Here is a 21,692-nt window from a genome sequence, read left to right on the forward strand (position 1 = left end):
CCAGCCACCCGCGCTGCTGCCCCACGGAATCCTGACATGGACGCTACCCCCTTCCCCGCCGCCCCCGGGCCGATGAGCCAGCAGGTGCGCCAGCACGACTGGGCCCGCACCCCGCTCGGCCCCATCGAGCACTGGCCCGAAGCGCTGCGCATCAGCGTCGACACCATCCTGTCATCGCATTTCCCCTGCTGCCTGGTATGGGGGCCGCAGCGCATCTCCATCTACAACGACGGCTTCGTGCCCATACTCGGCAACAAGCCCACCCCACTCGGACGGTCCTTCGACGACATCTGGCGCGAAGCCTGGGACCACATCGGCCCCATCGCCGAACGGGCCTACCAGGGCCAGGCCACCTTCATCGAAGATTTCCCCGTGGAGCTGGACCGCCACGGGCGCCCGGAAATGGGCTATTTCACCTTCTGCTACAGCCCGCTGCGGGACGCCGACGGCCAGGTAATGGGCATGCTCGACACGGTGATCGAAACCACCGCCCGGGTCACTGCCGAGCACCAGTTGCGCCAGCTCACCCACAACCTGGAACGCCAGGTGGCCGAGCGCACCCGCGACCGCAACCGCCTGTGGAACCTCTCGCCGGACATCATGCTGGTGTCGCGCCTGGATCTGGTGATCACCGCCGCCAACCCTGCCACGCAGGGCATCCTCGGCTGGAGCGAAGCCGAGCTGGTGGGCAGCAACTGCCTGGACCTGGTGCACCCCGACGACCTCGCCGACGCCTGGGCCGCCGTCCACAGCCTGGTCAGGGGCGAGCCCCTGCGGGACTACGCCAGCCGCATGCGTCATCGCAATGGCAGCTACCGCTGGATCAACTGGTCCTCCTCTTTGGGCGACGGCTTCATCAGCGCCATCGGCCGGGACACCACCGAAGAGCGTGCCCGTGCCGAAGCCCTGCGCCAGACCGAGGAACAACTGCGCCAGAGCCAGAAGATGGAAGCCGTGGGGCAGCTCACCGGCGGCCTCGCCCATGACTTCAACAACCTCCTCGCCGGCATCAGCGGCAGCCTGGAGCTGCTGCGCCTGCGCATCGCCCAGGGGCGCACCGAGGACCTGAACCGCTACATCGACATCGCCCGCAGCGCCGCCGAACGCGCCGCCACCCTCACCCACCGCCTGCTCGCCTTCTCCCGCCGCCAGGCCCTCGACCCGCGCCCCACCGACGTCAACCAACTGATCGCCAACCTGCACGAACTGATCAGCCGGACCATGGGCCCGAACATCGACGTGGAATGCATCGACGGGCGCGAACTGTGGACGGTGCTGGTGGACCCGAACCAACTGGAAAGCGCTCTGCTCAACATCTGCATCAACGCCCGCGACGCCATGCCCGACGGCGGCCGTCTGTGCATCGGCAGCAGCAATGTCGTGCTCGGCGCCCAGGCCGCCGGCGAACGCGGGCTGGAACCGGGGGACTACCTGGTGCTGATGGTCAGCGACACCGGCAGCGGCATGAGCGAGGACGTCATCAGCCGCGCTTTCGAACCCTTCTTCACCACCAAGCCGGTGGGCCAGGGCACCGGCCTCGGGCTCTCGATGGTGTACGGCTTCGCCCGGCAATCCGGCGGGCAGGTGCGCATCGCCTCCACCCTCGGCCAGGGCACCCGCCTCAGCCTCTACCTGCCCCGCCACCACGGCGAGGCACTGCCCGCGCCCACACCCCGCCCCGCTGAAATCCCCCGCGCCGAGCAGCGCACCACCGTGCTGGTGGTGGACGACGAAGCGCCCCTGCGCCAACTGATGCGCGAAGTGCTGGAAGACCTCGGCTACCAGATGCTCGAAGCCGCCGACGGCCCCAGCGCCCTCGCCCTGCTGGCCAGCGAGCGAGGGGTCGACCTGCTGCTGGCCGACGTCGGCCTGCCGGGCGGGCTGAACGGCCTGGAACTGGCCCACCGCGCCCGCCTGCAGCGCCCGGACCTGAAGGTGCTGTTCATCACCGGCTACGCCCAGAACGCCCCGTTCGGCAACGAACCCCTGCCACCGGGTATGGAAGTCATGGCCAAGCCCTACGCCATCGACGCCCTGGCCAACCGCATCCGCCTGCTGCTCAAGGCCCCGCCGTCCCTGCCCAAAGCCGGCCTACGGGCGGTCTAGGGTCCGGCTATTGTGCGCCCTGCCCAGCCAGGCACGCCGCGAACAGGCGCTGCAGCGGCTGGCGACGCTGTTTCTGCTCGCCCCCTGCGGCAACGCGCTGGAGTTCAAGGCCTTCAAGGACATCGGCCAACTGTTCGCCAAGTGACGGGGCTCAGCCCGCCTCGGGGTGCACCAGCGCCCGGTACTGCCCGGGGGTGGAGCCGGTCCACTTGCGGAACGCCTTGTAGAAGGCGCTGGCGTCGGCGAAGCCGAGTTCGAAGGCCAGCTCGGTGAAGTTCACCTCGCCCGCGTCCAGCCGGGCGACCGCCAGGTCACGGCGCACCTGGTCCTTCAGCGCCTGGTAGGACTGCCCTTCCTGGGTGAGCTTGCGCCGCAGGGTGGAGGGCGCCATGTAGAAGTGCCCGGAGAGCGCCTCCAGGTCCGGCCAGCGCTCGGGGCGCAGGCTGCGCAGGTAGGCCTTGATGCGGGCGGCCAGGCTCTGGGGGTCGCGGTAGCGCACCAGGATGTTGGCCGGCGCACCGGCGAGGAAGCGTCGCAGGTCCGCCTCGTTGCGGCGCACCGGCTGGGCCAGGCAGTCGGCGTTGAACACCAGGCGCGTGGTGTCGCGGCCGAAGCGCAGGTGCGGGGTGAACATCACCCGGTAGTCCTCGATGTAGGCCGGCTGCGGCCCCCGCAGCTCAATGCCGAGGATCGGCAGGCGCCGACCGGCCAGCCAGCAGAGCAGGCCGTGGACCATGAGGAACAGGGTGAAGCAGGCGAAGGCCCGAGGCGGCGCGCCGCTGTCGTCGAGGACGATCTCCGCCAGGCTGCCGCGCCGCGCCAGGCGGGGCTGCAGGTCGTCCAGCACCAGGGCGAGGAAGGTCAGGCTGGCCTGCAGCGCGTCCCCCAGGGTGGCGGCCTGCAGGGCGGTCCGGCTCATGTGGGCGAAGCTGCCGGACTTGAGCCGACGGCTGTCCATGCCGAAGAACTCGTCATCCATCACCCGGGCGATCAGCAGCCACAGTTGGGCGTACTGCCTGGAGGCGACCCGGCCGTAGGGCCGGGCCATCTGCTCGGCGGGAATGCCGGCCTGCTCCAGCAGCGCGGCAGCGTCGAACCCCTGCTGGCGAAGCACCTGCAGCGCTTCGTCGACGAGGCGGACGGAGATGGTGCCTTTCTCGGCTGACGTTCCTGTCATGGCGTTCTGGGGGTCATGGCGATTACGGGCGCCCAGTGTAGGGGATAGAGGCGGATAAGGAGCCGCGCAAGACGCGGCTCCCTGAGGCGCTAGCGGATCGCCGTCACCTTGCCGTCCCGGGCCGGCGTCAGCTCCTCGATGCTGATCTCGCGCATGCGGAACTTCTGGATCTTGCCGGTCACCGTCATGGGGAACTCGTCCACGAAGCGGAAGTGCCGGGGCACCTTGAAGTGCGCGATGCGGGCCTTGGCCCAGGCCTTCAGCTCCTCCTCGCCGGCGCTGTGGCCGGGGTGGAACTTGATCCAGGCGACGATCTCCTCGCCGTACTTGCTGCAGGGAATGCCGATCACCTGCACGTCGGCCACGGCCGGGTGGGTGAAGAAGAACTCCTCCAGCTCGCGGGGGTAAATGTTCTCGCCGCCGCGGATGATCATGTCCTTGCTGCGCCCGACGATGCGCACGTAGCCGTCGTCGTCCATGGCCGCGAGGTCGCCGGTGTGCATCCAGCGGCCCGGGTCGATGGCGTCGGCAGTGGCCTGGGGGTTGTTCCAGTAGCCGAGCATCACGCTGTAGCCCCGGGTGCACAGCTCGCCGATGGTGCCGCGCGGCACGATGCGGCCATCGGCGTCGACGATCTTGCTCTCCAGTTGCGGCTGGGTGCGGCCGACGGTGGTGACGCGCAGTTCCAGCCCGTCATCCGGGCCGGTCTGCAGGGACACCGGGCTGGTCTCGGTCATGCCGTAGGCGATCTGTACTTCGCTCATGTGCATTTCGCCGATGACCCGGCGCATCACCTCGATGGGGCAGGTGGCGCCGGCCATGATGCCGGTGCGCAGGCTGGAGAGGTCGAATTCGTGCCGCTGCGGGTGGTCCAGCTCGGCGATGAACATGGTCGGCACGCCATACAGCGCAGTGGCCTTTTCCTCCGCCACGGCGCGCAGGGCGGTGAGCGGGTCGAAGGCGTCGCCGGGGTAGATCATGGTGGCGCCGTGGGTCATGCAGCCCAGGTTGCCCATGACCATGCCGAAGCAGTGATACAGCGGCACAGGGATCACCAGGCGGTCGTGCTCGGTGAGCCCCAGGCTCTCGCCGACCATGTAGCCGTTGTTGAGGATGTTGTAGTGGCTGAGGGTGGCGCCCTTGGGGAAGCCGGTGGTGCCGGAGGTGTACTGGATGTTGATGGGGTCGTCGAACTGCAGGCTGGCCTGGCGCTCGGCCAGCTCGGCCGGGGTGGTCTCCCCTGCCCGCTGCTGCAGGTCGGCCCAAGCGAGGAAGCCGGCCGGCGGTTCGGCGGCCAGGCTGATCACCCCGCGCAGCTCGGGCAGCGCCTCGCTGGCGAGCTGGCCGATGGGCGCGGTGGCCAGCTCCGGCACCAGACCCTGGAGCATGGCGTGGTAGTCGGAGGTCTTGAAGGCGTCGGCGCAGATCACCCAGCGGCAGCCGGACTGGCGCAGGGCGTACTCCAGCTCGCTGCTGCGATAGGCCGGGTTGATGTTGACGAGGATGGCGCCGACCTTGGCGCTGGCGAACTGGGTGATGCACCACTCGGCGCAGTTGGGAGCCCAGATGCCGAGCCGGTCGCCGCTCTGGATGCCCAGGGCCATCAGCGCGCGGGCATGGACTTCCACCGCCTCGGCCAGGCTGCGCCAGCTGTAGCGCAGCCCCTGGTGGCGCACCACCAGCGCTTCGCGTTCGGGGAATCGGGCGACCGTGGCGTCGAATGCCGCGCCGATGGTCATGGCGAGCAGAGGCTTGTCCTGGCGCCCCCGGGTATAGCTCGGTTGATGCATGGCTGTCCCTTCTTGTCGTTGTGGTGGGATCGGGTCTTTCCGAGTGGCCTCCGATTCGGGCAGGGAGGCCGATTACCTTTACGTAAACGTCAATCTGGGTAAAGGGCTTTGTTCTGTCTAGTGACCCATTGGTCGTATGCGGTTCGGAATGATGCGTGCAAACACGTACCGCCAGACCCGCCCCGCTCCCGGGCACAAGCCCGGGCCACGGGGGGAGTCATAGGCCTAGCGCACGAATACCTGGGTGGTGGTGATGGCCATGTCGCCACCCGGCAGCTTGATGTTCTTCACCTTCTCCAGGCTGTCCGGATCGAAGACGGCGATGTCGTTGAAGGTGCCGGCCAGGTAGAGCTTGCTGCCCTGGGTGTTGAAGGCGATGCAGTAGTAGGAGTGATCCAGGTTGGCGGCCTTGATCAGCTTCTGCTGCTTGATGTCGTACTTGGCCAGGCGGTTGAGCACGCCGAACATCTGGTTCGGGTCCTTCGGCGAACGCAGGCCGGTGAAATACAGCTCGGTCAGCGGCGCGAAGTCCTCCACCGTGGGCTTGCCGGTCTTCAGGTCGATGCTCAGGTAGCCGTAGACGAAGCCGGCGGTGGCCGGGTCCTGCTTCTCGTCCTTGAACCTGGTGGTGGTGTAGAGCATCGAGAACTCGTGCAGCGGGGTCTGGTGCGGCCAGAAGTACAGCACGTCCGGCGGGCCGTAGTTGGGGCGCTTCCAGTTGCGACCGGGCACGGCGACTTCGTAGCGGCCGGTCTTCACGTCCATCTTGTAGATGTCGGGCCCGGCGATATACAGGGTGCCGTCGTCGGCGGCGCGCATGATGTACAACTGGCGCGGCACCGGGAAGCTGCGCACCGGCTGGGCGTCCAGGCCGGCGGCGGTGTCGAACACCTCCAGGCGCGGCTGCTGGACCTCGTAGTGGTCGCTGGCCATGCGGGTCGGGTTGACCACGCTGTACAGCTCCTTGCCGTCCGGACTGAGGGCGAAGGCGAACATGGCGCGCGCCTTCTCGTCCGGTTTGCGCGAGAGCTTGGCGTGGAACACCGCGCGGCAGCTGTCGAGGTCGATGCCGTAGAGGTCGCCGAAGTGGTTGTTGAGCAGGTAGGCGGTCTTGCGGTCCGGCGACACCATGGCGGTGCCCGGCCCGAAGGCGTCGGGCAGGCGGCAGGTCTTGTAGAGGCTGTCGCTGGCCAGGTCGAGCACGTGCAGGTTGTTCGGGTAGTTGGTGGCGATCATGTATTCCTGGCCGGCCTTGAGTGCCAGGCCGGCGTTGTCGGCGGCCAGGGCCTGGCCACCCAGGGCGAGCCCGGCGGCAACGGCCAGGCTGGCGAACGCATTGAGCTTCATCGGGGTTTCCCTCGTGTTCGGGTGGCCGGTCATTTGTCTTTGGGGAAGACGGTGCCGAGGTTGCGCCAGTCCTGCGAGGAGTCCTGCGCGCTGGCGTTCCAGTCCTGGTAGGTGGTCATCATGTCCGGCACCTGGGCCGGCCACCAGCAGGGGTCGGAGCAGCCGTAGAGGTCGGCCTCCATCGGCTGGCAGAGGGAGCTGACGCCCCCGAAGGCATCCACTTCCCAGCCCGGATCGGTGGTCGCCGTGCAGCCGGCGACGGCACTCATGGCGACGACTTCTTCCAGGCGGTCTTCGGCTGCGGCCTGTTCGAGCAGGTGCGCTTTCTGGTTCAGCGGCTTGAGATGTTTCATGTCAGTGCGCCTTCCGCGGAGTGATGATGCGGCTGATGAAGGCCGGGTTGCCGGCCAGGATGCGGCTGTAGACCTCGATGCCGAAGTCCACCCAGTCGCGCATCAGTTCGCAGTAGTGGTAGGTCGGGTGCGTGGGATCGCCGTAGCGGGCGTAGCTCTCGTGGTAGCAGCCGCCGGAGCAGAGGTTGCGGATGCGGCAGCTGTCGCAGCCGGTGCCGGTGCGGTCCAGGCGCTGGGAGAGGAAGTCGTTGAGCTCGGCCTGCTTCACCGCGCCATGCACGTTGCCGAAGGTCGGCAGGCTGGAGCCGGTGAAGCGGTGGCAGAGGTTCAGCTCGCCCTTGTGGTCCACCGCCAGCATCTTCAGCCCGGCCCCGCAGGGCAGCGCCTTCTTCTGGCCCTCGTGGATGTCGGTGATCAGCTGGTGCAGGTTGGAAAAGCCGATGTTGCGGTTCTCCAGCGCCGCCTCCAGGTAGCGCCGGCCCAGGGCCTTCATGTTGGCGAACACCTGCACCAGCTCGTCCGCCGTGAGGTTGAAGCTGCTGATGTCGCCGGAGGTGACCGGGGCGAACCCCACCTCGGCGAAGCCCAGTTCGTTGAACAGGTGGTCCCAGATGGTTTCCACGTCGGTGACGCCGGTGGTCAGCGTCACCCGCGCGCCCACCGGGCGGCTGGTGTAGCGCGACAGCAGCATCTCCACCTTGCGCCGGACCACGTCGTAGGTGCCCTGCCCGCCCACGGTGATGCGGTTGCGGTCGTGCACCGTCTTCGGCCCGTCGATGCTGATGGACAGCCCGAAGCGGTGGGCATTCAGCCAGTCGACGATCGCCTCGGTGAGCAGCGTGGCGTTGGTGGTCATGACGAACTCCACCTGCTTGCCCGCAGCGGCGAAGCGGCGCTCGCAGTAGCCCACCATGTGCTCGATCAGCGGCCGGTTGGAGAGCGGCTCGCCACCGAAGAACACCACGCTGTAGCGGGCCTCGTCGGGGGACTCGCGCAGCAGCATCTCCACCGAGGCCTCGGCCGTTTCCACGGCCATCTTCTTGCCGGCCGAGGGCTTGTCGAGGTCTTCCTTGTAGCAGTAGGTGCAGCTCAGGTTGCAGCCGGTGTTGACGTTCAGCACCACGGTGTTGAGGGCGGTGCGGTCGACCTTCTTCAAGCCGATCTCCGGCGTCAGCGGCGAGCCGTCGCTCACCACCTCCAGCGCGATCAGCTCGCGCAGGGTCTCGTCGATCTCGGCACCCGCGAAACGCCCGCCCAGGCGTTGCACCAGCTCCTCGGGCGAGCAGCCCTGCTGGCGCAGGGCGTCGATGATGCCCCCGGTCAGCGCGTCGGTGGCGAACAGCGAGCTGCTGGGGATGTGGAACAGCATGCGGTCGGCGTTGACCTGCACCTCGTGCAGGTTGCGTTCGACCAGATTCAAGATTGCGCCCATGGCGACCTCCTGGAATTCGTCCCGATTCGTTTCGAATCCGGGCGGGGCAACCGCCCTGCCCGGCCACAGCACTCGGACACCTCTAAAAACTGCCTACGTTTCTAGAGGCACCCGCTCAGGGCAATGGCGGGTTGTTCCAGCGCTGGACGGTGACGATCAGGTGGCCTTCGCCCTTCTGCCCGCCCTCCTCCAGCTCGGCGATCACCTTCAGGTTGCCGGCGTTGTTGGTCATCATCTTGCGTTCCGGGTTGGGGCCGGCACCGCCGGGCACGAAGACGCCATCCTTCTGCATCACCCCGGCGAACTTCACGTCCTCGTCTTCCTTGGCTCGCTCATCGAACGGTTCCACCGACCATTTCGCCGGCAGGTAGCCGATGCGGTAGGCCTTGCCGGCGGCGTCGGTGCCCCAGGCCTCGGCCTCGAAGCGGCCCTGGACCTTGGGCGTGGAGCCACCGTTCTCGCCGATGCGGGCGATGGAGAACGCGGGCACCACCTTGACCTCGGCGATGTCCTTGTAGACCGCCAGGGTCACGCCCTTCAGCGCGCCAACGGAAACCTCGCGCAGGCCGGGGGCCGCGTCAGCAGCCGCCTTCACCTTCACCCGCACCTGGTCCGGGGTGCTGTCCAGCACCTTCACCACCTTCAGCCCGGCCCCCAGTTGCGGCGCGCCCGAGAGGCCGCTGCCCACCAGGGTCAGCTCGGTTTCGCTGCCGGCCTTGACCTGCGCCGGCTGCACCGCCAGGAGCCGGGCCTTGCCCTGCTTCGCGGCGCTGAAGTCGAGGCCACGCTCGTCGTGCTCGCTCTCGAACATGCGGCCGGTCATCTGCCCGTCGAGGGCGGCGAAGACCTGGCGCAGGGTGGTGTCGCCCACCTTCAGGTTGCCGCGCCATTCATAGCCGTTGTAGAGGATCGCCGAGCCGCTGCCGGTGAACGGCGAACCGTCGGCGTACTGACCCTTCACGTCCACCTTGAAGGTGTCGGCGCCATCAGCGGTCACGGTCATCACGCCGCGCACATCGCCTTTGGTGAGCATGTGCCCGCTGAAGCTCCACTGACCCGGCAACACGTCGGCCTTGGGCCGGGCCTTCTGCCAGTCGGTCCAGGCCTGGCTGTCCAGCGGGAAGCGCTTGGCCAGGTCGGGCACGGTCTGCTTGAGGGCGATGTCCAACCAGTCGCGGTCGCGGGATTGGGCCTGGTATTCGAGGGACGGCCACTGGCCGAGGTGGAAGTTGACCAGGTGCTCCCACTCCTTCGCCGGGCGCCGCTGCAGGGCGACACGGGCACCGGAGTGACAGCGACCGCACATCTGGCTGAGGTGATCGTCGAACTGCTCGACGGTGTTCAGCCGACGCTCCATGGCGTAGCGCACGCCGTCGGTCTCACTGGGCGCCAGGCCCTGCTTGTCGGCCAGGTACTTGACCAGGGTGCGACGGTCCTCGTCGCTGATCTTCAGGCCGTGCATCACCTGCATGCGGGCGATGCTCATCAGCCAGCCTTCGGGCGTCTTGCGCTGGTGGCTGATGCGGCTGTAGGTGTCGTTGCCCTCGGGGATGTGGCACCCCATGCACTTGGACTGGAGGAGCGCCGGCCCCTCTTCCGCCCCATGGGCCTGGGCACACAGCAAGGCTGCCAGGGTCAGCACCAGGCTGCCCGCTTGCCGCCGGAGTCGAGTCGTCTTCAAGGTCAGACCTCCACGGTTTTGTTCTTATGGGTCGCGCCGAACCGGGCGGCACAACTGTCGCAGCCGATACAGGATGTGTGCCACTTCCGGTAAACCCTTATGAATCAATATCTTGAGCGCACAAAGCGGCTTCACCGGGGCTGTGGCGAAACACCGCATGCGTCTAATTTCGAGACAGGCTGTCCCAGCCTGAGACGCCGCCACGGTGACACCGCAGCGCCGCCGTCGGGCTGTAGCAGCCGTTGTCTCACGCCGTCTCAATGTGCGACAGCCGCGCCGAACCGATCCCCCTCTCCTCCAGCGCCGCAGCCCGCGGCCGATGGCGCCTGGCACCCGCGTTCCCCACCTTGGCATGGCGGTTGCCCCATGGCGGTTCACCTCCTTCCCTGACAACAAGAGAGCGAACCCATGTCCGACCAGCTGCCCCTCCTGCCGGCCACCCGCGCCTTCCTCGACCGCCCGCTGAAGATGCTCATCGGTGACCAGTGGCAGGACGCCGCCAGCGGCGCCACCCTGGACTTCCGCAACCCGGCCACGGGTGACGTCATCGGCCGCGTGCCCTCGGCCGCTACCGAGGACGTGGACCGCGCCGTGCGCGCCGCCCGCCAGGCTTTCGATGACTCTGCCTGGAGCCGCATGCGCCCCCGCGAGCGGCAGAACCTGCTGTGGCGCCTGGCCGACCTGATGCAGCGCGATGCCCGGCAACTGGCGGAGCTGGAATGCCTGAACAACGGCAAGAGCGCGGCAGTGGCGCAGGTGATGGACGTGCAGTTGGCCATCGACTTCCTCCGCTACATGGCCGGCTGGGCCACCAAGATCGAAGGCAGCAGCGTGGACGTCTCCCTGCCGCTGATGCCGGACGACCAGTTCCACGGCTTCATCCGCCGCGAAGCCGTCGGCGTGGTGGGCGCCATCGTCGCCTGGAACTTCCCCCTGCTGCTGGCCTGCTGGAAGCTCGGCCCGGCCCTGGCCACCGGCTGTACGGTGGTGCTCAAGCCAGCGGACGAAACGCCGGTCACCGCCCTCAAGCTGGCCGAACTGGTGCTGGAGGCGGGCTACCCCGCCGGCGTGTTCAACGTGGTGACCGGCACCGGCCTGAACGCCGGCGCCGCCCTCACCCGCCACCCGGGCGTGGACAAGCTGACCTTCACCGGCTCCACGGAGGTCGGCAAGCAGATCGGCAAGGCCGCCATGGACAACATGACCCGCGTCACCCTGGAGCTGGGTGGCAAGTCGCCGACCCTGGTACTGGCCGACGCCAACCTGCAGGACGCCGCCGCCGGCGCCGCCACGGCGATCTTCTTCAACCAGGGCCAGGTGTGCTGCGCCGGCTCGCGCCTGTACGTGCAGCGCAAGCACTTCGACAACGTGGTGGCCGACATCGCCGGCATCGCCAACGGCATGAAGCTGGGCAACGGACTGGACCCGAGCGTGCAGATGGGCCCGCTGATCTCCGCCCGCCAGCAGGACCGCGTGACCGGCTACATCAACCTCGGCCGCGAGCTGGGGGCCTCGGTGGTCTGCGGCGGCGAAGGCTTCGGGCCGGGGTATTTCGTCAAGCCGACGGTGATCGCCGACGTCGACCAGAAGCACCGCCTGGTGCAGGAAGAGATCTTCGGCCCGGTGCTGGTGGCCATGCCCTTCGACGACCTCGACGAAGCCGTGCGCCTGGCCAACGACAACCCCTACGGCCTCGGTGCCAGCATCTGGTCCAACGACCTGGGCGCCGTGCATAGGATGATCCCGCGCATCAAGTCCGGCTCCGTGTGGGTCAACTGCCACAGCGCACTGGACCCGGCCCTGCCCTTCGGCGGCTACAAGATGTCGGGGCTCGGCCGCGAGATGGGCGCAGCCGCCATCGAGCACTACACCGAACTCAAGTCGGTGCTGATGCGGTTGTAAACGGAACGCCGGCCCCAAGGCAGGGACCAGCGCAAGACCAGGCAGGCGGCTGAAGCACCAGGCTGCCCGCCACTTTCTAACAGCGTGCTAGCGCAGGCCGCCAAAGCGCCGGTAGAAGCCTTCGCTGGCGTCGGGCAGCGGGCCGTCGGCGGTTTCCAGGTTGGCGTTCAGCCACTCCTCGGCCTTGGCGTAGATCAGGCGGTAGATGTTGCGGCACAGCTGGCGGGCCGAGCGGCCTTCCCAGTCGCTGGGCAGCAGTTCGTCCGGCAGTTGCGGGTCGCGCAGCAGCAGGCGGCGGTATTCGTGGATCAGCAGCGTGCGGGCCAGCAGGCAGTCCTCGGGGTCCAGGCTTTCCTGCTCGCGCAGGGCCTGCCAGAGTGGGCGGAACAACTGGATGAACTCGCGGTAGTGCTCGCCCAGCTCGTCCAGCCGCCAGCTTTCGCGCACCTGCATGCGCAGGGCCTTGGAGGCCAGCACATCCTGGGCACTGGTCTCGAAGACGATGCTGTCCTCCAGAGCGTCCAGCTCCTGCAGGGTGGTGGTGAGGTCCACGCGGTCGCAGCGGGGGTTGGCCAGCACGGTCGGCGCGATGGCGCCGAAACCCTGCCATTCCAGCTCCTCGCGCACCTGCTTGCGCTTCTCCTGGGGCAGTTGCGACAGCACCACCAGGTGCCAGGAGCCATCCCAGGCCGGGATGCCGGAGCTGTAGACACGCTTGAAGGCCTTCTCGAAACGCCGGCGGCCGGTGCCGGTGAGGCTGTAGTAGCTGCGCCGCCCGACCTTCTCGGCACTCAGCCAGCCGTCCTTGGTGAGGCGGAAGATCGAGGTGCGGATCAACCGTTCGTTGATGCCGATGGGCTCCAGCATCTGGATCAGGCTGCCCAGCCAGACGGTGCCGCCGTGGGGTTCGATGGCATCCCCGTAGAGGGTCATGATCAGCGAGCTGGCGCGAATGGGAGTCTGCTGCTGGAAGCGGGTGATGAGCTGGTCCAGGGGCACGAGGGAGGTCATGGGCATACGGGGTCGTGAAGGGATGCCGACTATACCCGCACGCCTCACGATGGGGCCACAGGCGTCCGAGCCCATCAGCGCGCCTCGCCCTTGGGCCGCAGTCCCGGGTCGCTCATGCGCGGCCGGCCGGGTTCTACCTCGGCCAGCGGTTCGCAGGGTTCGAGCGCCGCCAGGCAGCGCTGGGCCAGGCGCTGGTACTCGCGGGTGCCGGCCTGTTTCCAGGTCACTTCGTCATCGCTCAGCACACGGCGCACCTGGGCGGGCGAGCCCATCACCAGGGACTGCGCGTCACAGGTGAAGCCCGCCTTGACGAAGGCCGTGGCGGAAACGAAGGAACGTGCGCCGATGCACGCGCCGTCCATCACCACCGCGTTCATGCCCACCAGGGCGTCTTCGCCGATCTGGCAGCCGTGCAACACCGCGCCGTGGCCGATGTGGCCGTTGCGCGCCACCACCGTGTCGCTGCCGGGGAAACCATGCATCACGCAGGTGTCCTGGATGTTGGCACCCTCCTCCAGAACGATGCGCCCGAAGTCGCCGCGCAGGCTGGCCAGCGGACCGACATAGCAGCGCGGGCCGATGATCACGTCACCGATCAGCACCGCGCTCGGGTGCACATAGGCAGTGGGGTGCACCACCGGAACCAGTCCATCCAGGCTGTAACAGGCCATGGGCGTTTCTCCTTCTCAGGCTCAAGCCTTATTCGATTCAAAAATACGTAGCTCTTGTATCACATGGAAACACCTTCAAAAAAGCGCTGGGATCACGATCAATCAGCCAGTCAACGTTAAATAACGGCAGATAAGCCCTGTAGCAGGGTTTTCACGACAACCAAGCACGATCTTTTAAGACACTCTTTCTATTTTTTGATTTGTTGTTTTGTATCGCGTTATGCCTATACTGCCGCCACAACGGATGGCGACCCGTCGCGAACGCCCGGATCACACGCCATCTCACCAACAAGAGCGGCATGCCTGAGCCGCGCGTGCACCAGAGGACGTTCGTCATGCCTCGTACCCTTGCTGTCCTGCCGCCCGAACTGGGTGTCCGCCTGATCACCCTGCAGCGCCCCGAGGCGCTGAATGCGCTGAACACCGAGCTGCTCGGCGAGCTGGCTGCCGAACTGGACCAGGCCGAGCAGGACGCCGACACCCGCGTGGTGGTGATCACCGGCAGCCACAGGGCCTTCGCCGCTGGCGCCGACATCACGGAAATGGCCGAGCGCAACCTGGTAGGCATCCTCAATGACCCGCGCCAGGCCCACTGGCAACGCATCGCCCGCTTCGGCAAACCGCTGGTGGCCGCCGTCAACGGCTTCTGCCTCGGCGGTGGCTGCGAGCTGGCCATGCACGCCGACATCCTCATCGCCGGTGAAGACGCCCGCTTCGGCCAGCCGGAAATCAACCTCGGGATCATGCCCGGCGCCGGCGGTACCCAGCGCCTGCTGCGCGCCGTGGGCAAGTCCCTGGCCATGCAGATGGTGCTCACCGGCGAAGCCATCGACGCCCGCCACGCCCTGCGCGCCGGGCTGGTCAGCGAAGTGACCCAACCCGAGTTCACCGTCGAGCGCGCCCTCGCCATCGCCCGGCTGATCGCCCAGAAGGCGCCGCTGGCCGTGCGCCTGGCCAAGGAGGCCGTGCTCAAGGCCGAGGACACCGACCTCGCCAGCGGCCTGCGCTTCGAGCGCCATGCCTTCACCCTGCTGGCCGGCACCCGCGACCGCGACGAAGGCATCCGTGCCTTCCAGGAAAAGCGCCGCCCCGACTTCACCGGCCAGTAACCGCTGGCCGCCCTCTCCCGCCGCCCTGGAGCGCCCGAGACATGACCTTCGAACACATCCTCTTTTCCATCGAGGCGGGTGTCGCCACCCTCAGCCTCAACCGACCCGAGCAACTCAACAGCTTCAACGCCCAGATGCACGGCGAAGTCCGCGAGGCCCTCAAGCAGGTGCGCCAGGACCCAGCGGTGCGCGTGCTGCTGCTGACCGGAGAAGGCCGTGGCTTCTGCGCCGGCCAGGACCTGGCCGACCGCAACGTCGCCCCCGGCAGCGAGGCGCCGGACCTGGGTGCCTCCATCGAGCAGTTCTACAACCCGCTGATCCGCACCCTGCGCGACCTGCCCATGCCGGTGGTCTGCGCCGTCAACGGCGTCGCCGCCGGGGCCGGGGCCAACATCCCCCTGGCCTGCGACCTGGTCCTGGCCGCCCGCTCCGCCAGCTTCATCCAGGCCTTCTGCAAGATCGGCCTGATCCCCGATTCCGGCGGCACCTGGACCCTGCCGCGCCTGGTGGGCATGGCCCGTGCCAAGGCCCTGGCCCTGCTGGGCGAGCGCCTGAGTGCCGAGCAGGCCGAGCAGTGGGGGCTGATCCACCGCGTGGTGGACGATGCCGCCCTGCGTGACGAGGCCCTCAAGCTCGCCCGCTACCTGGCCACCCAGCCGACCTACGGCCTGGCGCTGATCAAGCGCAGCCTCAATGCCAGCCTGGACAACAGCTTCGACCAGCAACTGGAACTGGAGCGCGACCTGCAGCGCCTGGCCGGTCGCAGCGAGGACTACCGCGAAGGCGTCAGCGCCTTCATGGCCAAACGCACTCCAGTCTTCAAAGGACGCTGAGCCCATGCCCGCCCTGCCCCAAACGTCCCTCGTCGCCGTGATCGGCGCCGGTGCCATGGGCGCCGGCATCGCACAGGTGGCGGCCCAGGCCGGCCACCCGGTGCGGCTCTACGACAACCGCCCCGGTGCCGCCGCCCAAGCCGTGGACGGCATCGACCGCCAGCTCGGCCGCCTGGTGGAGAAAGGCAAGCTGGATGCCGCCGAGCGCCAGGCCATCGTCGCCCGCCTGCAACCGGCGGAGACGCTGGAGGCCCTGGCCGACGCACGCCTGGTGATCGAAGCCATCGTCGAGAACCTGGAGATCAAGCGCGCCCTGCTGCAGCAACTGGAGGCGCTGTGCAGCCCCACCTGCATCCTCGCCAGCAACACCTCCTCGCTGTCCATCACCGCCCTGGCCGCCGGGCTCGCTCATCCGGGGCGGGTGATCGGCCTGCACTTCTTCAACCCGGCACCGCTGATGGCCCTGGTGGAAGTCGTCTCGGGCCTGGCCAGCGACCCGGTCCTGGCCGACGCCCTGTACGCCACCGCGCGTGCCTGGGGCAAGCAGCCGGTGCACACCCGCTCCACCCCCGGCTTCATCGTCAACCGCGTGGCCCGGCCCTTCTATGCGGAAAGCCTGCGCCTGCTGCAGGAGGGTGCCGCCGACTGCGCCACCCTCGACGCCCTGATGCGCGAGGCCGGCGGCTTCCGCATGGGTGCCTTCGAACTCACCGACCTGATCGGCCACGACGTCAACTACGCCGTCACCTGCTCGGTGTTCGAGGCCTACTACGGCGACTTCCGTTTCCAGCCCTCGCTGATCCAGAAGGAGCTGGTGGACGCCGGCCACCTCGGGCGCAAGAGCGGCCGTGGTTTCTATGACTACACCGAGGGCGCCCAGCGTCCGGCGCCGGCTGCGCTCTCCAGCGAGCAGGCCGTGGACGGCTGCGTGGTGGAGGGCCACCTGGGCGTGGCCGAGCCGCTGGTGGCGCGCCTGCAGGCCGCCGGCCTGGCGGTGACCCGCCGCGACGGCGCCGGCCTGCTGCGGGTCGGCGATGCCGTGCTGGCCCTCTCCGACGGCCGCCTGGCCAGCCAGCGCGCCCGCGAGGACGGCCTGGCCAACCTGATGCTGCTGGACCTGGCGCTGGACTACGCCGAGGCCAGCCGCCTGGGCATCACCTGGGCCGCCAGCACCTCCGCCCTCGCCCGCGACCAGGCCGTGGCGCTGCTGCAACGCGCCGGCATCACCGCCACGCCGTTGGCCGACATCCCCGGCCTGGCCGTGCTGCGCACCGTCGCCATGCTGGCCAACGAAGGCGCCGATGCGGTGCTGCAGGGCGTCGGCTCGGCGGCGGACATCGACCTGGCCATGCGCGCCGGCGTCAACTACCCCAAGGGCCCGCTGGCCTGGGCCGACGCCATCGGCCTGGCGGCGCTGCTGCGCACCCTGGACAACCTGCAGGCGGCCTACGGCGAGGCGCGCTATCGCCCATCGCTGCTGCTGCGCCGCCACGTCGCCGAAGGGAGGACCTTCCATGACCAACCATGAAGCCCTGTCCCTGGCGGAGGCCTGCGGCAGCGCCCTGTTCGAGCGCGACAGCGCCAGCCAGGCCATGGGCATGCGCCTGCTCTCCGTCGCACCCGGCCAGGCGCAGATGGGCATGACCGTGCGCGCCGACATGGTCCAGGGCCACGGCACCTGCCACGGCGTCTACCTGTTCGCCCTGGCCGACTCGGCCTTCGCCTTCGCCTGCAACAGCTACAACGAAGCCACCGTGGCCATCGGCTGCAGCATCGACTACGTGGCCCCGGCGCGCCTGGGCGACACCCTCACCGCCCAGGCCAGCGAGCAGAGCCGCAGCGGGCGCACCGGCAACTACGACGTGCGCATAGAGAACCAGAACGGGCAACTGATCGCCCTGTTCCACGGCAAGTCCTACACAGTGCGCGGCACGGTGCTCGCGCAGGAGACCCCTGATGAGTGATGTCCAGATGAACGAGGCCCTGATCATCGACGCCGTGCGCACCCCCATCGGCCGCTACGCCGGGGCGCTGTCCGGCGTGCGTGCCGACGACCTCGGCGCGGTGCCGATCCGCGCCCTGATGGCGCGCCACCCGGAGCTGGACTGGAGCGCCATCGACGACGTGATCTACGGCTGCGCCAACCAGGCCGGCGAAGACAACCGCAACGTCGCGCGCATGGCCGCCCTGCTCGCCGGCCTGCCGCAGAGCGTGCCCGGCACCACCCTCAACCGTCTCTGCGGCTCCGGCCTCGACGCCGTGGGCAGCGCCGCCCGCGCCCTGCGCTGCGGCGAAGCCGGGCTGATGATAGCCGGCGGCGTGGAGTCCATGTCCCGCGCGCCCTTCGTCATGGGCAAGGCCGACAGCGCCTTCTCCCGCCAGGCGGAGATCTTCGACACCACCATCGGCTGGCGCTTCGTCAACCCGCTGATGCAGGCCGAGTTCGGCATCGACTCCATGCCGGAGACTGCCGAGAACGTCGCCGCGCAGTTCGGCATCTCCCGCGCCGATCAGGACGCCTTCGCCCTGCGCAGCCAGCAGCGCGCCGCCGCGGCTCAGGCCAGCGGGCGCCTGGGCAAAGAGATCGTTCCCGTGGAAATCCCCCAGCGCAAAGGCCCGCCCAAGGTGGTGAGCCAGGACGAGCACCCGCGCGGCGACACCACCCTGGAGCAACTGGCCAAACTGGGCGCGCCCTTCCGCGCGGGCGGCTCGGTCACGGCCGGCAACGCCTCGGGCGTCAACGACGGCGCCTGTGCCCTGCTGCTGGCCAGCCCCGCCGCCGCCCGGCGCCACGGCCTCAAGGCCCGCGCCCGGGTGGTCGGCATGGCCACTGCCGGGGTGGAGCCGCGCATCATGGGCATCGGCCCGGTCCCGGCGACCCGCAAGGTGCTGGAGCTGACCGGGCTGTCCCTGGCCGACATGGACGTGATCGAACTCAACGAAGCCTTCGCCGCCCAGGGCCTGGCCGTGCTGCGGGAGCTGGGCGTGGCCGACGACGACCCCCGGGTCAATCCCAACGGCGGTGCCATCGCCCTCGGCCACCCGCTGGGCATGAGCGGCGCGCGCCTGGTGACCACCGCCCTCAACGAACTGGAAGAACGCCAGGGCCGCTATGCCCTCTGCACCATGTGCATCGGCGTCGGCCAGGGCATCGCCCTGGTCATCGAAAGGCGCTGAAACGCTACGCCCGAGCCCGGGCGAACAGCGCGGAGTATGCTGCTCGCCTGCACTCGCAGCCCCTCACCGGCTGTCGACTACAACAACAATTCGAGTGACCCATGATGAACACGATCGCCTCCACCGCCTTGCTCGATCCCATGGAAACCGCCAGCGTCGACGAACTGCGCCAGCACCAGCTGGATCGCCTGCGCTGGAGCCTGAAGCACGCCTACGACAACGTCCCGCTGTACCGCCGCCGCTTCGACGAGGCGGGCGTGCACCCGGACGACCTGCAGTCCCTGGAAGACCTGGCGCGCTTCCCCTTCACCGGCAAGAACGACCTGCGCGACAACTACCCCTACGGCATGTTCGCCGTGCCCCAGAGCGAGGTGGTGCGCCTGCACGCCTCCAGCGGCACCACCGGCAAGCCGACGGTGGTGGGCTACACACGCAACGACATCGACACCTGGGCCGGCGTGGTGGCGCGTTCCATCCGTGCGGCCGGGGGGCGCAAGGGCGACAAGGTGCACGTGTCCTACGGCTACGGCCTGTTCACCGGCGGCCTGGGCGCCCACTACGGCGCCGAGCGCCTGGGCTGCACGGTGATCCCCATGTCCGGCGGCCAGACCGAGAAGCAGGTGCAGCTGATCCGCGACTTCCAGCCCGACATCATCATGGTCACCCCGTCCTACATGCTGAACCTGGCGGACGAGATCGAACGCCAGGGCATCGATCCCCATGACCTGCCCCTGCGCCTGGGCATCTTCGGTGCCGAACCCTGGACGGCCGAGCTGCGCCGCGCCATCGAGGAACGCATGGGCATCACCGCGCTGGACATCTACGGCCTCTCGGAAATCATGGGCCCGGGCGTGGCCATGGAATGCGCCGAGACCAAGGACGGCCCGACCATCTGGGAGGACCACTTCTACCCCGAGATCATCGACCCGGTGACCGGCCAGGTGCTGCCGGACGGCGAGTACGGCGAGCTGGTGTTCACCTCCCTGTCCAAGGAGGCGCTGCCGATGATCCGCTACCGCACCCGCGACCTCACCCGCCTGCTGCCCGGCACCGCGCGGCCGATGCGGCGCATGGACAAGATCACCGGGCGCAGCGACGACATGCTGATCATCCGCGGCGTGAACGTGTTCCCCACCCAGGTGGAGGAGCTGGTGCTGAAGGTGCGCGCCCTGTCGGAGAACTACGAGATCCACCTCTACCGCGACGGCAACCTCGACGGCATCGAGATCCACGTCGAGTCGCGCCCGGGCCAGGAGCCGGCCAACCCGGCCCAGGAGCTGGCCCTGTGCAGCGAGCTGGGCAAGCTGATCAAGACCTACATCGGCATCAGCGCGCGGGTGGTGCTGCGCCCGCCCTTCTCGCTGAAGCGCTCCGAGGGCAAGGCCTGCCACGTCTACGACCGGCGCAAGGCCGGCTGAGCCACACCGCCGCCGGGAACGGGCCTGCGCCTGTTCTCAGCGGGGCGCGGGCTCGATCACGAAGCGATAGGGGTTGTCCGGCTCACTGAAGCGCAGGCGATAGGTTTCGGCCGAGGCGGCCCCGTCGCTGCGCCGGTAATCCATCTGCACACCCGGCGGCAGGTCGCCCGGGCCTGCCAGGTAGCGGGTGTCGGGATAGAAGAAGACGCCATTGCCCCCTTCGCGCACCGCCCCGCAGGCGGCGAACAGCGGCGGCAGCACATGCAGGTTCCCGCCCCTCACCACCAGCACGCCGCTGTAGCGGGCCATGCGTCCGCTGCCGTTGTAGTGCAGCTCCAGGCACAGGTCCGTGCCCTGTTGCCAGGCGGTGACCGAGGCCAGCGATTCCGGGTCCTGTGGCGAGGTGCCACCCCAGTCCGCCGGGGCGAGGTTCACCGCGTCCGCCAGCGACAACGTGCGCCCGGCCACCGCCAGGCTGCTGCCATCGAACACCAGCGCCGGCCAGCCGGCCGGTGCCTCGCTACCCAGTTCCCCGGGCGCGCTCCACAGCGCATCCGGGTAGCGCTCGGCCGCCACGCCGAGGGCGTTAGTCCACAGGCAATGACGGGGCTCGTCGGTGCAGGCCTGCTGCAACTCGAGCCCCTTACCCGGGAATAGGTTCCTGCCGAGGCCGGCATAGAACCCCTCATAGCCCTCGTAGGGCGCTGCCAGCAGCGGGCCGGCGGCCAGCCCCAGCAGCGCCCCCAGTGCCAGGTGCCGTGTGCGCACGTCAGCCCCCCACCGGGGTGCACAGTTCCACCAGCAGGCCGTCCGGGCAGCGCAGGTAGGACACCACCTGGCCCCAGGGCCGCGCCACCGGCGGCGCCAGCTCGCGGGCACCGGCCGACAGCGCGCGCTGGTGCGCGGCGGCCACGTCCTCGGTGACCAGGCCGATCTCCATGCCCAGCGGCTGGGCGGAAGCATCGGCACGCACGTGGCCGCCGGGGAAGTTGAAGTCGCCCAGTGCATGGTTGGCGAAGGCCAGGGTGGTTGCGCCGGTCTCCACCTCGCCGTAGTCGCCGGACTCGTGGAGGAAGCGCGTCGGCAGCCCGAACGCTGCTTCGAAGAAGGCCAGGGAAGCGGGTACGTCGCTGACGTAGAGGATGGTGTAGCCGAGTTTCATGGTCGTACGTCCGTGTTGGCTAAGAGACCCGGCATCTTCCTCGCTCACCGCCGCGCCCACAAGCGGCCCATTGGTCGGCACGCTTTGGCAGGGTGACGAAACCCGTGTCGAATGAATCCAGGCACGCCGTACCGCCTGTCCATGAGTCCACCCAGGAGATCGACCATGACCCTCTACGTCGACGGCTATGTACTGGCCGTGCCAACCGCCTCCCGCGAGGCCTACCGCGAACTGGCCGAGCAGGCCGCCACCGTGTTCAAGGACTGCGGCGCCCTCAGCGTCTGCGAATGCTGGGGCGATGACGTCCCGGAAGGGACTCTGACGTCCTTCCCCATGGCCGTGCAGTGCAAACCGGAGGAAACCGTGGTGTTCTCCTGGATCACCTGGCCCTCGAAGGCCGTGCGCGACAGTGGCATGCAACGGGCCATGGAAGACCCGCGCCTTAAGACCGACCCCGCCGGAATGCCCTTCGACGGCAAGCGGATGATCTTCGGCGGGTTCGAGGTGCTGGTGAGCGCCTGAC

Annotated in this window: 19 protein-coding genes and 1 pseudogene; 10 read left to right on the forward strand and 10 right to left on the reverse strand. The window is 68.6% G+C overall.

The window, feature by feature from the left end; genetic code table 11:
- The first annotated feature begins 36 nt into the window (after window positions 1-36).
- Window positions 37-2,106 carry a PAS domain-containing sensor histidine kinase gene (locus A7D27_RS16165; protein WP_069565437.1) on the forward strand — a complete coding sequence of 690 codons (2,070 nt, stop codon included), beginning with the start codon at window positions 37-39 and terminating at the stop codon, window positions 2,104-2,106.
- A 61-nt stretch (window positions 2,107-2,167) separates the two neighbouring features.
- Window positions 2,168-2,251 (forward strand): annotated as a pseudogene (locus A7D27_RS27265) (glyoxalase); the annotation flags it as partial.
- Window positions 2,252-2,257: 6 nt separating this feature from the next.
- Here the strand turns inward: A7D27_RS27265 and A7D27_RS16170 are convergent.
- The 6 genes from A7D27_RS16170 to peaA form a co-directional block, all read right to left on the reverse strand.
- Window positions 2,258-3,283, reverse strand: a complete 1,026-nt coding sequence (locus A7D27_RS16170; protein ID WP_069565438.1) for an AraC family transcriptional regulator — start codon at window positions 3,281-3,283, stop codon at window positions 2,258-2,260.
- Between the two features lie 89 nt (window positions 3,284-3,372).
- Window positions 3,373-5,073, reverse strand: a complete 1,701-nt coding sequence (locus A7D27_RS16175) for an AMP-binding protein (RefSeq protein ID WP_069565439.1) — start codon at window positions 5,071-5,073, stop codon at window positions 3,373-3,375.
- Between the two features lie 225 nt (window positions 5,074-5,298).
- Window positions 5,299-6,420: a quinohemoprotein amine dehydrogenase subunit beta gene (peaD, locus tag A7D27_RS16180; protein WP_069565440.1), complete on the reverse strand. Its 1,122-nt coding sequence runs from the start codon at window positions 6,418-6,420 to the stop codon at window positions 5,299-5,301.
- A gap of 29 nt (window positions 6,421-6,449) precedes the next feature.
- Window positions 6,450-6,773: a quinohemoprotein amine dehydrogenase subunit gamma gene (gene qhpC / locus A7D27_RS16185; RefSeq protein WP_044403960.1), complete on the reverse strand. Its 324-nt coding sequence runs from the start codon at window positions 6,771-6,773 to the stop codon at window positions 6,450-6,452.
- Window position 6,774: 1 nt separating this feature from the next.
- On the reverse strand, window positions 6,775-8,205 hold the full coding sequence (peaB, locus tag A7D27_RS16190; protein WP_069565441.1) for a quinohemoprotein amine dehydrogenase maturation protein: 1,431 nt from the start codon (window positions 8,203-8,205) through the stop codon (window positions 6,775-6,777).
- A gap of 115 nt (window positions 8,206-8,320) precedes the next feature.
- A complete protein-coding gene (peaA, locus tag A7D27_RS16195; RefSeq protein ID WP_069565442.1) occupies window positions 8,321-9,886 on the reverse strand; it encodes a quinohemoprotein amine dehydrogenase subunit alpha in 1,566 nt (521 codons plus the stop codon).
- 408 nt (window positions 9,887-10,294) lie between these two features.
- On the opposite strand from peaA, the gene A7D27_RS16200 reads away from it, so the two are divergent.
- On the forward strand, window positions 10,295-11,788 hold the full coding sequence (locus A7D27_RS16200) for an aldehyde dehydrogenase (RefSeq protein WP_069563176.1): 1,494 nt from the start codon (window positions 10,295-10,297) through the stop codon (window positions 11,786-11,788).
- An 87-nt stretch (window positions 11,789-11,875) separates the two neighbouring features.
- Here the strand turns inward: A7D27_RS16200 and paaX are convergent, their stop codons facing one another.
- Both paaX and paaY read right to left on the reverse strand, forming a co-directional pair.
- Complete coding sequence (gene paaX, locus A7D27_RS16205; protein ID WP_069562789.1) at window positions 11,876-12,799, reverse strand: phenylacetic acid degradation operon negative regulatory protein PaaX; 924 nt, start codon at window positions 12,797-12,799, stop codon at window positions 11,876-11,878.
- A gap of 74 nt (window positions 12,800-12,873) precedes the next feature.
- Entirely contained in the window at window positions 12,874-13,470 is a 597-nt protein-coding gene (paaY, locus tag A7D27_RS16210) for a phenylacetic acid degradation protein PaaY (RefSeq protein WP_069565443.1), read from the reverse strand.
- A gap of 335 nt (window positions 13,471-13,805) precedes the next feature.
- Here paaY and paaF point away from each other — a divergent pair, with 335 nt between their 5' ends.
- From paaF to paaK, 6 genes are all read left to right on the forward strand, one after another.
- Entirely contained in the window at window positions 13,806-14,579 is a 774-nt protein-coding gene (gene paaF, locus A7D27_RS16215) for a 2,3-dehydroadipyl-CoA hydratase PaaF (RefSeq protein WP_069565444.1), read from the forward strand.
- Window positions 14,580-14,620: 41 nt separating this feature from the next.
- The gene (gene paaG, locus A7D27_RS16220) at window positions 14,621-15,412 is read left to right on the forward strand and encodes a 2-(1,2-epoxy-1,2-dihydrophenyl)acetyl-CoA isomerase PaaG (RefSeq protein ID WP_069565445.1); all 792 of its coding nucleotides are present in this window, start codon (window positions 14,621-14,623) and stop codon (window positions 15,410-15,412) included.
- A gap of 4 nt (window positions 15,413-15,416) precedes the next feature.
- The gene (gene paaH / locus A7D27_RS16225; RefSeq protein WP_069565446.1) at window positions 15,417-16,940 is read left to right on the forward strand and encodes a 3-hydroxyacyl-CoA dehydrogenase PaaH; all 1,524 of its coding nucleotides are present in this window, start codon (window positions 15,417-15,419) and stop codon (window positions 16,938-16,940) included.
- Window positions 16,927-17,376 carry a hydroxyphenylacetyl-CoA thioesterase PaaI gene (gene paaI, locus A7D27_RS16230; protein ID WP_069565447.1) on the forward strand — a complete coding sequence of 150 codons (450 nt, stop codon included), beginning with the start codon at window positions 16,927-16,929 and terminating at the stop codon, window positions 17,374-17,376. Before paaH ends, paaI begins: the two co-directional genes overlap by 14 nt.
- Before the next feature lie 7 nt (window positions 17,377-17,383).
- Window positions 17,384-18,589 carry a 3-oxoadipyl-CoA thiolase gene (gene pcaF, locus A7D27_RS16235; protein ID WP_218188488.1) on the forward strand — a complete coding sequence of 402 codons (1,206 nt, stop codon included), beginning with the start codon at window positions 17,384-17,386 and terminating at the stop codon, window positions 18,587-18,589.
- A 104-nt stretch (window positions 18,590-18,693) separates the two neighbouring features.
- On the forward strand, window positions 18,694-20,007 hold the full coding sequence (paaK, locus tag A7D27_RS16240) for a phenylacetate--CoA ligase PaaK (protein ID WP_069565453.1): 1,314 nt from the start codon (window positions 18,694-18,696) through the stop codon (window positions 20,005-20,007).
- 36 nt (window positions 20,008-20,043) lie between these two features.
- On the opposite strand, the gene A7D27_RS16245 is transcribed toward paaK, so the two are convergent.
- A complete protein-coding gene (locus A7D27_RS16245; RefSeq protein WP_069565449.1) occupies window positions 20,044-20,775 on the reverse strand; it encodes a hypothetical protein in 732 nt (243 codons plus the stop codon).
- A gap of 1 nt (window position 20,776) precedes the next feature.
- Window positions 20,777-21,169, reverse strand: coding sequence for a VOC family protein (locus A7D27_RS16250; RefSeq protein WP_069565450.1), 393 nt, complete (start codon window positions 21,167-21,169; stop codon window positions 20,777-20,779).
- 165 nt (window positions 21,170-21,334) lie between these two features.
- On the opposite strand from A7D27_RS16250, the gene A7D27_RS16255 reads away from it, so the two are divergent.
- Window positions 21,335-21,691, forward strand: a complete 357-nt coding sequence (locus tag A7D27_RS16255) for a DUF1428 domain-containing protein (RefSeq protein WP_044403997.1) — start codon at window positions 21,335-21,337, stop codon at window positions 21,689-21,691.
- Window position 21,692 lies beyond the last annotated feature (1 nt).

Origin of the sequence: Pseudomonas sp. 1D4, from assembly GCF_001728925.1 — a bacterium.
Taxonomy (GTDB): domain Bacteria; phylum Pseudomonadota; class Gammaproteobacteria; order Pseudomonadales; family Pseudomonadaceae; genus Metapseudomonas; species Metapseudomonas otitidis.

Excerpts from the sequence above, each read along its gene's own strand:
- A7D27_RS16165 (WP_069565437.1), top strand. The coding sequence starts at position 37 with ATGGACGCTACCCCCTTCCCCGCCGCCCCCGGGCCGATGAGCCAGCAG.
- A7D27_RS16170 (WP_069565438.1), bottom strand. The coding sequence starts at position 3,283 with ATGACAGGAACGTCAGCCGAGAAAGGCACCATCTCCGTCCGCCTCGTC.
- A7D27_RS16175 (WP_069565439.1), bottom strand. The coding sequence starts at position 5,073 with ATGCATCAACCGAGCTATACCCGGGGGCGCCAGGACAAGCCTCTGCTC.
- peaD (WP_069565440.1), bottom strand. The coding sequence starts at position 6,420 with ATGAAGCTCAATGCGTTCGCCAGCCTGGCCGTTGCCGCCGGGCTCGCC.
- qhpC (WP_044403960.1), bottom strand. The coding sequence starts at position 6,773 with ATGAAACATCTCAAGCCGCTGAACCAGAAAGCGCACCTGCTCGAACAG.
- peaB (WP_069565441.1), bottom strand. The coding sequence starts at position 8,205 with ATGGGCGCAATCTTGAATCTGGTCGAACGCAACCTGCACGAGGTGCAG.
- A7D27_RS16200 (WP_069563176.1), top strand. The coding sequence starts at position 10,295 with ATGTCCGACCAGCTGCCCCTCCTGCCGGCCACCCGCGCCTTCCTCGAC.
- paaX (WP_069562789.1), bottom strand. The coding sequence starts at position 12,799 with ATGACCTCCCTCGTGCCCCTGGACCAGCTCATCACCCGCTTCCAGCAG.
- paaY (WP_069565443.1), bottom strand. The coding sequence starts at position 13,470 with ATGGCCTGTTACAGCCTGGATGGACTGGTTCCGGTGGTGCACCCCACT.
- paaF (WP_069565444.1), top strand. The coding sequence starts at position 13,806 with ATGCCTCGTACCCTTGCTGTCCTGCCGCCCGAACTGGGTGTCCGCCTG.
- paaG (WP_069565445.1), top strand. The coding sequence starts at position 14,621 with ATGACCTTCGAACACATCCTCTTTTCCATCGAGGCGGGTGTCGCCACC.
- paaH (WP_069565446.1), top strand. The coding sequence starts at position 15,417 with ATGCCCGCCCTGCCCCAAACGTCCCTCGTCGCCGTGATCGGCGCCGGT.
- paaI (WP_069565447.1), top strand. The coding sequence starts at position 16,927 with ATGACCAACCATGAAGCCCTGTCCCTGGCGGAGGCCTGCGGCAGCGCC.
- pcaF (WP_218188488.1), top strand. The coding sequence starts at position 17,384 with ATGAACGAGGCCCTGATCATCGACGCCGTGCGCACCCCCATCGGCCGC.
- paaK (WP_069565453.1), top strand. The coding sequence starts at position 18,694 with ATGAACACGATCGCCTCCACCGCCTTGCTCGATCCCATGGAAACCGCC.
- A7D27_RS16250 (WP_069565450.1), bottom strand. The coding sequence starts at position 21,169 with ATGAAACTCGGCTACACCATCCTCTACGTCAGCGACGTACCCGCTTCC.
- A7D27_RS16255 (WP_044403997.1), top strand. The coding sequence starts at position 21,335 with ATGACCCTCTACGTCGACGGCTATGTACTGGCCGTGCCAACCGCCTCC.